Origin of the sequence: Corynebacterium ulceribovis DSM 45146 (assembly GCF_000372445.1) — a bacterium.
GTDB lineage: Bacteria > Actinomycetota > Actinomycetes > Mycobacteriales > Mycobacteriaceae > Corynebacterium > Corynebacterium ulceribovis.
The window spans coordinates 33,485-45,841 of the sequence record NZ_AQUY01000004.1 but is presented as its reverse complement, the minus strand read 5'-3'; the positions used below and the strand labels follow the sequence as shown (position 1 = coordinate 45,841).

Sequence of the window (12,357 nt, the reverse complement as noted above, 5' to 3'; positions counted from 1 at the left end):
TTAACCACCGCCCGCGAGCTGCGTATACCCTATTGACTGGTAATGAAGTTCGGTGGTACCCGGTGACCACCTGACCTGAAAATCTGTAAGGAGCTCTACCCCACCGTGCTCAACTTTGTTTACTGGCCGATCTCGGCCATCATGTGGTTCTGGCGCGAAGCGCTCGGCCTGGTGATGGATAAGGACCTGGGTATCACCTGGGCGCTGTCCATTATCCTGCTGGTGTTTACTGTCCGTGGATTGCTGTTCTTCCCATCGCTGAAGCAGATGCGTTCCATGCGGAAGATGCAGAAGATTGCGCCGCAGATGAAGGAACTGCAGCGCAAGTACAAGAATGACCCAATGAAGCTCAACCAAGAGCGCAAGGCCATTCAGCAGAAAGAGGGCGTGAGTACGCTCGCCGGCTGTGTGCCGATGCTGGTTCAGATTCCGGTGTTCTTCGGTCTGTTCCACGTGCTACGAATGTTCAACCGCACCGGTACTGGCCGCGGGCAGCTTGGTCTGAGCTTCGAGCAGAACCGCGAAACCGCTAACTACATGTTCTCGGCGACGGACGTGCAGTCCTTCCTAGACGCCCGCCTCTTCGGTGCCCCACTGTCGGGCTACCTGTCGATGGGTTCGGAAATGTACCCGGCGTTCTCCGCCAACGGTGATGTGGACTTCACCCGAACTGACATTGCGCTTGTTACTGTGCCGCTGATGGTTTTCTCCGCGTTCGCGATTCACATGAACGCCCGGATCAGCATTGCGCGCCAGAAGAACCGTAAGGCAGCTGGCTTGGTGCCGGCGCCTGCAGCTGATGACATGATGGCGCAGCAGCAAGAAGCGATGACCGGCATGATGAACAAGATGATGCTGTGGTTCATGCCGCTGATGATTCTGGCGACCGGTTTCTTGTGGCACGTTGGTCTGCTGGTCTACATGACCACGTCGAACATCTGGACCTACTTCCAGCAGAAGATTATCTTCGGCATCGTTGACCGCGAAGAGGTTGAGGAAGCGGAAGCAGAGAAGACGCAGGCTCGGGAAGCCCGCCAGAAGTTGGCACCGAAGCCAGGCGTGCGGCCGAACAACCCAAAGAAGGCCTCCCGCGCTGAGCGCAAGAAGAGCGCTATCGAGCAGCTGCGTGAGAGCAAGGAACACAAGGACCAACCGGAGTCCTAGCCACTGCCCCACCTTCACCGGGACTAACCCGCCAGCCGTTTCACATGAGATGAAACGCTGGCGGGTTTTTGTATGCCTGCTTTGTCTAGACTTGTGGGAGTAGAACTCAGGAGGCAACCATGTCGGACAGTCGGTCAATTGCAGAGCTGGAAGCGGAAGGCAGCGTCGGCGCTGACTATCTCGAAGCGCTGCTCGATATTCTGGATTTTGACGGTGACTTAGAGTTCGGGGTCTCTGGTGAGCGTGCTTTCGTCGAATTGGTTGGCGGCGAGGACTTAGAGCGCTTCGTTGGTGAAGAGGGTAAGACGCTCGAGGCGCTGCAGACCATTGTCCGGCTGGCAGTTGCGCACAGGATTGGTGAGCGCTCGGACATCATGTTGGATGTGCTGGGTTGGCGTGAAGGTGTCAAACGGGATGTTGAGCGGGAGGTAGCGTGGGCGGCCGATGAGTTGCGAACGACGGGTTTGAATCAGAATCTGCGGCCGATGACTCCGTTTGAACGCAAGGTGGCGCATGACTTTGTGGGAACGCTGGATGGGGTTTCTTCCCATAGTGAGGGACTTGGTCCGTCGCGGCATCTCATTCTAACCTCGGATGAGGAAATTACCCGCTAGTAATTACATGCGTGGACGCCGGTGGAACGGCGATGTTTCACGTGAAACATTCTCTTGTTTGAATTGAGGAAGAAGTAGATGGTTGATCCCAATCAGTTGCGCGGCCCAGACTTGGGCTCGCGTGCCGAAGCTCATGGCGAACGTGAGCTAGATGAACCAATAGTGGATGCGGTGCGGGCAGGTGACACTGTGACGATTCTGTCGCTGATGTCCCCTCCCCCTCCGGCAGTAGATATTGAGTTCCCTGTGGCTGCTGACAAGCTGAAGAAGTATCATGACTCGCTTGCGACGGTTGCGTCAGTGCGCGGGATTATTGGGCCGCGGGAAGTGCCGCGGCTATGGGAACGGCACATTCTTAACTGTGTCGCGGTTGCGGAATTGATGCCGGAGGATGCGTCAGTAGTGGACATCGGATCCGGCGCTGGGCTGCCCGGCATTCCACTGGCAATCGTTCGACCGGATCTGAAAATCACTTTGGTGGAGTCGGCGCTGCGACGCACCACTTACCTATCCGAGGTTGTTCAGGAACTCGGGCTGGAGAATGTCACCGTCTTGCGGGGACGCGCAGAGAGTAAAGATGTCGCCGCAGTGGCGGGTAACAGCGACGTGATTACAAGTCGTGCCGTGGCTCCACTGGGGCGACTTGCGGAATGGTCCCTCCCCTTGCTCCGCTCAGGCGGTCACATGCTCGCTATGAAGGGGGACTCCGTCGCAGAAGAAGTCGAACGGGATGCTGCGTTAGTGAAGAAGTTTGGGGGACGCAATGCGAAGGTCACCGAAGTGGCTCCGAGCTATGTAGAAGAGCCAACCTTCATTATCGACATTGCCAAGAAGTAATAGGGGCCGAGCCGAGGAATGTTTCACGTGAAACATTGCATCGGTCGGGGGCGAGGACAGCTGTCTAGCGCTCAGCCAACTGTCTCCGAATGTTTCACGTGAAACAAAGACGACGGCGACTGAATCATGCGGAACGGGCTGGGCAAGGTTCGCAGTGTTTCACGTGAAACGTTCACAAATTCAAAGCATCGGCTTGGTGGCGGTGTGATTATTCGTAAGTTCGTACTAGATTAAATAGGTAGTCGCTGAGTTTGAATGTTTCACGTGAAACATCGCCAGCATGTGCCGCCAATTCCCTGGAAAGGTGTCTAAATGGCCGATAATGACTGGGCCGAAACTCCAATTGCAGCTGCCGCTCGTCACGCCGCCGAAGTTCGAAACCCATCCGGACTGACCTTGCCGCGACCGGCACAGCCACGGTTTGTGACCATCGCGAACCAAAAGGGTGGTGTCGGTAAAACTACGACAACAGTCAACTTCGCTGTCGCACTCGCACTCCATGGACTGAAAGTGCTCGTCATTGACATGGACCCTCAGGGCAATGCATCCACTGCCCTAGGCGTCGAGCATAGCTCGGGGACTACATCGGTGTACGAACTTTTGCTGGGCGAAGTCACCCCGGAAGAAGCGGCGCAGCCAAGCACTGAGTCGCCAAATATCTTTTGTATCCCAGCAACCATTGACTTAGCTGGCTCCGAGATTGAATTGGTCGGCATGGAGCGTCGAGAACATCGACTCGCAGATGCTATCTCAGATGAGTTCGTCGAAGAGCACGGATACGACTACGTCATCGTTGACTGTCCACCATCCCTCGGTCTGCTCACGATCAACGCAATGACCGCCGGCCGCGAACTCATCATCCCAATTCAGTGTGAGTACTACGCACTCGAGGGCGTCAGCCAGTTGCTGACGAACGTTAACCTCATTCGCCAAGGGTTGAATGCCCAACTACACATTTCCGGCATTCTGCTCACCATGTATGACGGCCGCACCAAGCTTTCCGACCAAGTTGCACGTGAAGTCCAAGGCTTCTTCCAAGACGCTGTCCTCCGCACCAAGATCCCACGGTCCGTGAAAGTTGCGGAAGCTCCGAGCTATGGACAAACCATTATGACCTACGACCCGGGTTCAACCGGAGCGATGGCATATATGCGTGCTGCCAAAGAATTCCACACCCGAGGGGACTACCTGCCAAACGACGAGTCCGGCGTAGTTGGCGTCGCACCGCAGGAATCCTAACGAGAACAGAATGATAGAAGATTGAACACCAAACGAAGTAACTCTCAGCGTGGTGGCCTCGGCCGTGGACTCGCGTCATTGATTCCAGCGGCAACATCACCAAGTGGACCACGGTTAACCAACGATGCCGCCGACATCATTCTCGGCGGCCCGCGCAAACAACGTCACAGTGACGAAAGTGACGTTAGTGCTAGCCCACCGAGCGACAAGCGTGAAAATGCCGAAAAAGGTCAAACGCCGCCGGCTTTCGTCAAAAAGCCCGACGCCGATGACAGCAACCAAAAGCCAACCGAATCGGGGACTGGAAGCGCACCGGCCCGCACACCAAAGGACTCGGAGGAAAAATCTCCCGCGTCGCAGCCAACGGATGCCCACCCGCCTACCGAAACAAATGAATTCGGCGCCACCTTCCAAGAAGTGCCGCTCGAACTCATCTCCCCCAACCCGAAGCAGCCCCGCGACACCTTCGAACCGGAAGCACTCGCTGAACTCGCGCACTCCATTAAAGAGTTCGGCCTGCTGCAACCGATTGTGGTGCGGCCAGTTGGTGGGCGCTATGAGCTGATTATGGGTGAGCGGCGCTGGCGGGCGTCGCAGCAAGCCGGGCTGGACGCTATTCCGGCAATCGTCCGGGAGACCGAAGAAGAACATCTGCTGCGCGATGCGTTGTTGGAAAACATCCACCGCGTGCAGCTCACTCCCCTCGAGGAGGCGGCAGCTTACCAGCAGCTCTTGGAAGAATTCGGCGTCACTCAGGCCGAGCTCGCGGACCGTCTGGGCAGGTCACGGCCAGTAATTACGAACACTATTCGTCTGCTGCAGCTACCAGTTCCGGTGCAACGTCGTGTAGCCGCCGGGGTGTTGTCCGCTGGTCATGCCCGAGCGCTGCTGGGGTTGAAGACCGGGACGGCAGACCAGGAGCATTTGGCGTCCAGAATCGTCCAGGAAGGCCTGTCCGTCCGCGCGACAGAGGAAGCTGTCACCCTGCTGAACAACGGCTCAGGGCGTATTCAGCCCGCAAAGCGGACCCCTGCTGCCCAACCACCGCAGCTGGGCGCCTTCGCAAACCGACTTTCTGACGCATTCGACACCAAAGTCAGCGTCACAATGGGTAAAAAGAAGGGCAAGATCGTGCTCGAATTCGGAGACCTCTCCGACCTCGACCGCCTCATGGACCTACTCGGCCAGCCAGCGGACGACACGAACTAGCCTGCAGCACGTACTCCCGCAGTCCCTGACCAATCCGAGGTAAGCCATGCTCACACAGCTCATGCCTGTCGATATCCGCGATCTTGGTGCCGTGCTGCCCGCCACCATGGAATCGCTGTACTGGGAAACCGAGCCGACCTCCGACGGCGCGGAATTAGCCGACACCGCTTGCGTCATCGACAAGGAAGCCTGGCTCAGCCAAGTCCAACTCGAATGGGGAACTGCAGGTCAGAACCTTATTTGCCTGGATCCGGACCGCACCCTCGGCACCATCATCTACGCTCCGCCGCGCTTCGTCCCCCGCCAACGCCACCTGCCCACTGCCCCAGTTAGTGCGGACGCCATCGTGGTAACCAGCCTAAAAATCGCCCCAGGTTTCCAGGGTGAGGGCTTGGAATCGTTGCTTGTTGACGGAGCGGTTGCCGACTTGACCCGCCGTGGCGTCAAGGCGATTGAAGCTTTCGGGTGCACGCACCGCAGCGATGAAGTCATTGCCATTGAGCTGTTGCTTGAGGCGGGGTTTCACATCGTCGCGGATGACCCGCAGATTCCGCGACTGCGATTGGATCTTCCCGGACAGATGAACTGGTCTATGGAAGTGGAAATGGCACTTGACCAGCTACAACAGGAGCAGCTCTTCCGCTCCATGCAAGTGAGCTACCCGGTGCCAGTTCGGAACCACAAGAAAGACGTGTAGTTCCGACTCCGGCCCAGGCCCGGTGAGGCTCCGGTGTGGTGTGCGCCTAGTCGGCGTTCTTCTCGACTTCGATTAGTTCGCGGAAGTCAAAGGTGCCGGTTTGGACGAAGTCGTCCTCCAGCAGATACAGACGCTTAATTGCCACAATGACTGCTTCCGCAATCGCTTCGCGGTGCGCCGGATCGGTGAGCACTTCGATGTCATGTGGGTTGGACAGGTAACCCACAGACACTTCAACAGTCGGCATCTGGGTGAGCCTCAACAGATCCCAAGTTCGAGCGTGTGTTCGACAGTCACCAAGTGGGGTTCGGGCCACAATTTCACGCTGAATGAAGCCAGACAGCATCTCCCCAACCAGAGAATTCTTCCCCACAGTCGAACCGAAATAGAACGTTGCGACGCCATTGCCACGCTCATTGCTGTACGTATCGGCCGACAGGGAAATCACCAGGTCGGCACCGACCGCATTGGCGAGTTCAGCGCGCTCTTCTGGCGATGGATTATCGTGGCGCGGCCGCGACTGAATGGTCTCCACCCCGACGGCCACCATCCGACCTTCAATCCGTGACGCCAGGTCCCAAAGAATCTCTTCTTCAGTAATCGGCCCAAACGGTCCCTGTACCGTCACGCCAGGCTCTGCGGTGGACCGGTGTGCATCAATGACAATGCGCTTCCCGGACAGCTTAGGTCCAGCTTGGCGCACCTTTTCCTTCTCACGTAGCCCGGCCGGCGAGCCACCAGTGATACGGCGGCCCAGCAGGCTTAGTTCGCGGAAGGTCGATGGGCCGCAGATGCCATCCGGTTCCAGGCCAACGGCGTTTTGGTACTGCCGTACCGCTTCGTAGGTTTCGGCATTGAAGTGACCATTGACTGGTGCGGTGTAAAAACCAAGCTCAGCGAGCTGATCTTGCAGGCTGTGCACATCATCGCCGGACATTGGTGCTGATGGTTCAAACTTCAGCACGCGTGTGCCCAGTACATAGGAGGCTTCGCGCATCAGCTGAAGCGTGCCCGGAGTAATCAGCCCGTCGGCACGAATGCCGCGTTCTTGCTGAAAAGCACGGACAGCTTCTTTCAGCGCCTCGTCATAAATGGAGTCCGATTGGTAGAGCTGTGCGGATTGACCTGCGGGCGTGGTGCCGCCCGTGACGCCCGGCAGCTTACCCAGGCGGGCAAGCAGCGTTCGCACCTCGGCTACACGGGGATTTGAATCCCCTACCTGCAAAATGTCCGACACTCGGAACGGATCTCCTTGTTATCCGACATCCGGTTGTGGCCGCATGTCTCTAAATAAGTACCCCGATAGATTATCAGCTAAACATGCGATTCAAGGGCACGCAGGATCTGGTTTTTCGGTTTGAAGCCGATCAGCTCATCAACCTTCTTGCCGTTCTTAAAAATCATCAGCGCCGGAATGGACATGATTTGGAACATGGCGGCCAGTTGGCGTTCCTCGTCCACGTTGACTTTGGCGAACACAAAACGGTCGCTGTGTTCGTCGGCAAGCTCCTCTACCAACGGGGAGAGTTTGCGGCATGGTCCGCACCATTCTGCCCAGAAGTCGACGAGGACTGGCTTGTCGGAATCGACAACCTCCGATTTAAAGGTGTCCGTTTTCACTTCAATAACATTCGACATGATAACTCCTTGACCTGTGCAAATATATTTCAATTATTGGTATTACCAATAATGGTTGTTGGTAATCCCAATTATTTATCGTTGGCCGCCCCAATTATTGGGTGCAATCCTAGTTCAGCGACTCCAGGTAGTGCTCCGCATCAATCGCAGCCGCACAACCGCTACCTGCCGCGGTAATAGCCTGCTGGTAGTAGCTGTCCACCACGTCACCCGCAGCAAAAACTCCAGGCACGGAAGTCAGCGTGGAAGGCTGCTGAACCTTGATGTAGCCATTATCGTCCAACTCCACCTGTTCTGCCACCAGTCCGGTGCGCGGATCATGGCCAATCGCCACGAACATCGCGGTGACATTCAGGGGTGATTCCGCACCAGTGACGGTGTCAGTCAGCACCAAACCGGACACCTTCCCATCGGCCTGCTGAACTTCCTTCACCACCTTGTTGGTCAGGAACTTAATTTTGTCATTCGCCTTCGCGCGGTCCAGCATGATCTGCGATGCTCGGAACTCCTCGCGGCGGTGCACAATCGTCACCGACTTCGCGAACTTCGTCAGGAAGGTTGCTTCTTCCATCGCCGAGTCGCCGCCACCAATAACTGCAATGTCATGGTCGCGGAAGAAGAAACCGTCGCAGGTGGCACAGGAGCTCACACCGCGGCCCAGCAGTTCCTGCTCACCGGGCACATTGAGGTAGCGTGGCGCCGCACCGGTCGCCAGAATCACGGTCCGGGCGCGGTATTCCTGCCCAGCGGCATGCACGACCTTGATTTCACCGTCGAGTTCCAGCTGGTCAGCGTCTTCCATCCGCAGTTCAGCGCCGAAACGTTCTGCCTGTTCCCGCATCTGAGCCATCAGTTCTGGGCCCATGATGCCGGTTGGGAACCCTGGGAAGTTCTCCACATCGGTGGTGTTCATCAGCGAGCCGCCGAATTCATAGCCCTCAAACACAATTGGCTTGAGGTCAGCGCGCGCAGCGTAGATCGCCGCGGTGTAGCCAGCGGGGCCCGATCCGACGATGATGACGTCATGGGTGGTGTCGGTGGTCTGTGCCGTTTCGGTCATGAAACTCAACTCTCCTGCTCGTGGTGCACGATTACTCAAACTCGGATCAAACTGGGATTCAGTTTAATGCGGCTACGTGAACGGTGGCAGCCTCCGGTACCCCGGAATCATCTGCCTGCCCGCAGCTCTCTTCTGTAATCAACACCGTCAAGCTCGCAGTTGTTCCGCCGCCATCAGAGCGCAGTAAAAACAGCTGCCGTTCCACCCCAGCGAATCGGATTGGCGCCGCACCCACCACCCGCTCCAGCGCGGAAGCGGCCCCCACAATCTCGTCCGAAAAAGTACTCGAAATTGGCGGCGTTTCCCCGTAAAGTTCATTGAGCTTTTTGACGTTTACCGCCACACATGCACCGGCAAGCTGCGGCTCAGCTAACCCAGAAAAATCGCTGCCCTTCGCCAAACTGGAAAGCAACTCAGGGTTCAGATCCGCAGCGGTGATGTCTTCCGGCTGACTAGCCAACTCCACCTCAGCACCGCCGGGCGAGGTCGTGCCAAGCCACCCCGTCGCAATGCTCACAGCTGCAATCGTTGCGGCCGCGGCGGCGGGGACGGTGTAGCGGCGAAAGAAGTGTCCACGAACCACCGCGTCATTCTCCGGGTCGTCGCTAGCTTCGTCCACGTTAGTGAGCAGACTAAAAACTAGTGCGTCGATATCGGCATCTGACAGGTCGGCAGCAGAAACATGTTTGGGGCTCATTGGCACCACCTCCACACCATTGGACGTGTTGCAGGAAGAAACGGTTCCAACCTTCACTATGACCTGTCCCACACATCAAAATCCGCGGCAATCTCCACTAACTCCGCCCGCAACCGTTTCCGCGCTCGCGCCCGCCGCGACTTCACCGTTCCCGGCGCCACCCCTAAGGACTTCGCGGCCTCCCGCACACTCATCCCCAAAATATCGACCGCATGCACAGCTGCCTGCTGTTCCCCCGGCAGCTTCGCCAACGCCGAGCGCAGCACAATCCGCAGCTCTGTCAGGTCCGGCGGCACCGGTCGTTGTTCTGGAAGCTCCGGCACATGGTCGGAGTCAATAGACACTGACACCAAGGTGCGTCGTCGCAGATGGTCCCGCGCCGCATTCGCCACAATCTGATGCAGCCACGTCACCACCGAGGATTCCAACCGAAATCGACCCAGGTTGCGCAACGCTTTTAGTGCTGATTCCTGCAGCACATCTTCAATATCGCTTTCGGTGACGCCGCACCGCCAGGCCACCCAATGCAAGTACGAACGGTGGCGTGCAAATAACTGACCGAACGCCGCTGGGTCACCAGCAAGGTGCGCTTTGACCAGCCCAAAATCCCCCACTTCAGGCACAATTCCCCCTCTGGAATGAGCTCATCCCCCAATGAGCTGTGTGTGCCTAGCAAACCACACCGCAGGCAAATCTGCAGCCGATATCGAACCTCGCCGCGACTCGATACCGGCACCCGCGCTACGGCAGGTTCCGCAGTCGCTGCAGCACTTCCCCAGCTCCGCCAACCCGCAGATTTCGGGTGTCAGCAATCAGTACGCGCAGTTGAGGATCCAGGTCAGATGTGCGGTTGACCAGCAACGCCAGTACCGTGCCCAAGCCCCGGATGTCCGAGCGATACGACGCCGTTGGGGTCAGTGCCGGGAAGGCGAGCACAACGTCCCCATCGACGGCGACCCGCAGCCGTGCGCGGTGGTCAATGCCCAGCGCGGTGCCGTGCGCGTGCGCCGCCACCACCGCTTCAGTGAGCTTAGTGACGGCATGGGCCGCCGCCCACGGATCTGGTGCGGCATCGGCAACTGTTGCCAGCGATGAACCAGCAACCCACTCCGAGACCACCACGCCACCGGTAGCGTCCGGCACCACCGCGAGGATGTTGGCCATGCCCGGCTGCCGCAGCTGTGCCAGTGCCTGAGTGCGTTCGGCGACTTGCTGCGCTGTGTCCTCCGCTGACATCGGAGTACCTGCAGCCAGCTGTTCTGCATCGTAAATGGTGAGCGCAACGTCGACGTTGCGCTTGACGTCACGGGCTCGCCAGAAACCCAACCCCGGTGCGCCGCCGTGGTCGACCAGCAACCGGAATCGTCCATTGGCCACATAAGATCCAGGAAGCTGACGCTTACCGCGCGCTTGTCCCGCCGGAAGCGGTGGCAACAGCGGGCTCGCAATTCCGTCACCAAGCACAGTGGCATCGACCTGGGCCGCAATGCTGTCGGAAGTCTGCGGCGGTGCTTCCGACACTTTAATCAGCTTGCCCAGCACAGGTAGCTTCGCCAGCAGACGGCCAATGGACATAACTTCTGCCAATCCAGATCGCGACAATACAAGTCCAGTAACTATCAGGAAAAGTACGCCAGCGACACCCGTGCGAAGCAAGTAGCCAAAGGAACCGACAGGGTCGAGCACACCGGTGACACTGAGCAGCCAATCCACCGGCATCGCTACTGCCACACCGACCATCGCCGCGCCCACAATCCACGCAGCAGAATGCATCACCGCGCCGGCCTGCAGCGACCCGAGGGACCGTTTCAGTAGCAGCGCGCCGATAATAGCGCCGGCCACAAAGCCCAGCCCATTGGCTGCACCAAGCAGCTGCACCACCGTCTCTTTTGACGGCGCGTTTTGCAGCGCCAACCAGGAAAAACCAACTTTCACCGACGTGATCGCCAAAATAATGGCCGTCGGAGTCCACGCCTGTTCCCGGGCGTAAAACACCCGCAGGTGCAACATGACCAGTGCGTAAGGCACCAAAGTGAAGGCTGAGTAGGACAGGGTGCGGCCAAGAATGTCCGCGGTTTCTGGTGGGAACTTGCCGTAGGCAAACAGCGCGTTAGCGATTTGGCGACCGAACGCCGTCATAAAAACAATGACTGGCAGCAGCGCAATGAAGGTCAGCTTCGTGGAAGTAGTGAGGTCATTGACCACTGCTTTGATGTTGTTGTCGGCCGCATTGCGCGACAGCTGCGGCATCATCGCAGTCAACAAGGTCACGCCGACAATGCCGTATGGCACCTGCAGCAGCAGCCACGACTGCTGATAAATATTCGGCGCGGCTGCATCCGCAATCGACGCCCACCGGTTGGTGATCATGTATCCGGCCTGCGAAATCGCCACATACACCACGATGGCCACACCCATCCCGGCGAACTCTTTCAGCCGGTCATCAATGCCCCAGAGTGGTCGCATATCAATCCCGGCGCGGCGCATCGGCGGAATCATAATCGCAAACTGCGCGACCACACCGAGAGTAGTACCAATGCCGAGCAGCAAAATCCCAGGATGTGTCAGTGTCGGCGGGTCCATCGGGTTGGCATAGGCATCCAAATTAGCGCCCGGCACCACCCAATACAGCAGCAGCACCGCAATGGCGATGACATTATGCGCCACCGGCGCCCACGCCCCCGGTTTGAACACCCCTTTGGTATTCAACACCGCCATGAACAGCGCAAATAGCCCGTAGAAGAGGATCTGCGGCAGCAGCAGGATGGCAAAGTTCGTTGCCAAGAAAACGTTGACTTCGCCGCCATCAGCCAGGGACATCCGCGTCAGAATCGGCGCGGCGAGCACTGCCAGCGTGGCAATGACTACCAGCACTGTCAGCGAAATGGTGAACAACTGCCGGAAGAACCTGGCGCCCTTATCGGGGTCTTCTTTCTCGGCCCGAACCAGCACCGGCACGACCAGCGAGGTCAGCACGGCACCCAGCACGATTTCCGTGATCAGGTTAGGCAGCGTGTTCGCCGAGTTGAAGGCGGAGGAAATGGCAGGGCCCAGCGCCGCGCCGATGAGCAGGTTCCGGAGAAAACCGGTGAGCCGACTAATCAGAGTGGCAATGGCCATCGAGCCGGTGGACCGTACAACCGAATCATCCGAAGTGGTCTGATTCGTCGGTGAGCTTTGTGCAGCGCTCACTTCACTCTCC

The 12,357-nt window shown here is 58.1% G+C and carries 12 protein-coding genes; 6 read left to right on the top strand and 6 right to left on the bottom strand.

The genetic code is table 11. The features are described 5' to 3' along the window. Positions 1-105 precede the first annotated feature (105 nt). The 6 genes from yidC (at position 106) to A3EC_RS12135 (ending at position 5,760) form a co-directional block, all read left to right on the top strand. Positions 106-1,164 (top strand): membrane protein insertase YidC, encoded by a 1,059-nt coding sequence (gene yidC, locus A3EC_RS0110055; RefSeq protein ID WP_018025062.1) that lies wholly within the window; start codon positions 106-108, stop codon positions 1,162-1,164. Between the two features lie 119 nt (positions 1,165-1,283). Beyond that, positions 1,284-1,778, top strand: coding sequence for a Jag family protein (locus A3EC_RS0110050; protein ID WP_018025061.1), 495 nt, complete (start codon positions 1,284-1,286; stop codon positions 1,776-1,778). A gap of 207 nt (positions 1,779-1,985) precedes the next feature. Beyond that, the gene (gene rsmG / locus A3EC_RS0110045) at positions 1,986-2,615 is read left to right on the top strand and encodes a 16S rRNA (guanine(527)-N(7))-methyltransferase RsmG (RefSeq protein WP_026162402.1); all 630 of its coding nucleotides are present in this window, start codon (positions 1,986-1,988) and stop codon (positions 2,613-2,615) included. A gap of 312 nt (positions 2,616-2,927) precedes the next feature. Beyond that, a complete protein-coding gene (locus tag A3EC_RS0110040) occupies positions 2,928-3,854 on the top strand; it encodes a ParA family protein (protein ID WP_018025059.1) in 927 nt (308 codons plus the stop codon). Between the two features lie 21 nt (positions 3,855-3,875). Then, positions 3,876-5,063, top strand: coding sequence for a ParB/RepB/Spo0J family partition protein (locus A3EC_RS0110035; RefSeq protein WP_018025058.1), 1,188 nt, complete (start codon positions 3,876-3,878; stop codon positions 5,061-5,063). A 46-nt stretch (positions 5,064-5,109) separates the two neighbouring features. Continuing rightward, a complete protein-coding gene (locus A3EC_RS12135; protein ID WP_018025057.1) occupies positions 5,110-5,760 on the top strand; it encodes a GNAT family N-acetyltransferase in 651 nt (216 codons plus the stop codon). Positions 5,761-5,806: 46 nt separating this feature from the next. On the opposite strand, the gene A3EC_RS0110025 is transcribed toward A3EC_RS12135, so the two are convergent. From A3EC_RS0110025 to murJ, 6 genes are all read right to left on the bottom strand, one after another. Then, the gene (locus A3EC_RS0110025; RefSeq protein WP_018025056.1) at positions 5,807-6,997 is read right to left on the bottom strand and encodes an N-acetylmuramoyl-L-alanine amidase; all 1,191 of its coding nucleotides are present in this window, start codon (positions 6,995-6,997) and stop codon (positions 5,807-5,809) included. 77 nt (positions 6,998-7,074) lie between these two features. Beyond that, entirely contained in the window at positions 7,075-7,398 is a 324-nt protein-coding gene (trxA, locus tag A3EC_RS0110020) for a thioredoxin (RefSeq protein ID WP_018025055.1), read from the bottom strand. 109 nt (positions 7,399-7,507) lie between these two features. Beyond that, on the bottom strand, positions 7,508-8,458 hold the full coding sequence (gene trxB / locus A3EC_RS0110015) for a thioredoxin-disulfide reductase (RefSeq protein WP_018025054.1): 951 nt from the start codon (positions 8,456-8,458) through the stop codon (positions 7,508-7,510). 58 nt (positions 8,459-8,516) lie between these two features. Further along, positions 8,517-9,155 carry a hypothetical protein gene (locus A3EC_RS0110010; protein ID WP_156812932.1) on the bottom strand — a complete coding sequence of 213 codons (639 nt, stop codon included), beginning with the start codon at positions 9,153-9,155 and terminating at the stop codon, positions 8,517-8,519. A gap of 56 nt (positions 9,156-9,211) precedes the next feature. Beyond that, positions 9,212-9,778, bottom strand: coding sequence for a sigma-70 family RNA polymerase sigma factor (locus A3EC_RS12130; RefSeq protein ID WP_018025052.1), 567 nt, complete (start codon positions 9,776-9,778; stop codon positions 9,212-9,214). A 118-nt stretch (positions 9,779-9,896) separates the two neighbouring features. Beyond that, positions 9,897-12,347, bottom strand: coding sequence for a murein biosynthesis integral membrane protein MurJ (gene murJ, locus A3EC_RS12125; protein ID WP_018025051.1), 2,451 nt, complete (start codon positions 12,345-12,347; stop codon positions 9,897-9,899). Positions 12,348-12,357: the final 10 nt, after the last annotated feature.

Bases quoted from the DNA above. Each gene is read 5' to 3' on its own strand.
- A3EC_RS0110050 (WP_018025061.1), top strand. From the start codon at position 1,284: ATGTCGGACAGTCGGTCAATTGCAGAGCTGGAAGCGGAAGGCAGCGTC.
- rsmG (WP_026162402.1), top strand. From the start codon at position 1,986: ATGTCCCCTCCCCCTCCGGCAGTAGATATTGAGTTCCCTGTGGCTGCT.
- A3EC_RS0110040 (WP_018025059.1), top strand. From the start codon at position 2,928: ATGGCCGATAATGACTGGGCCGAAACTCCAATTGCAGCTGCCGCTCGT.
- A3EC_RS12135 (WP_018025057.1), top strand. From the start codon at position 5,110: ATGCTCACACAGCTCATGCCTGTCGATATCCGCGATCTTGGTGCCGTG.
- trxA (WP_018025055.1), bottom strand. From the start codon at position 7,398: ATGTCGAATGTTATTGAAGTGAAAACGGACACCTTTAAATCGGAGGTT.
- trxB (WP_018025054.1), bottom strand. From the start codon at position 8,458: ATGACCGAAACGGCACAGACCACCGACACCACCCATGACGTCATCATC.
- A3EC_RS0110010 (WP_156812932.1), bottom strand. From the start codon at position 9,155: ATGAGCCCCAAACATGTTTCTGCTGCCGACCTGTCAGATGCCGATATC.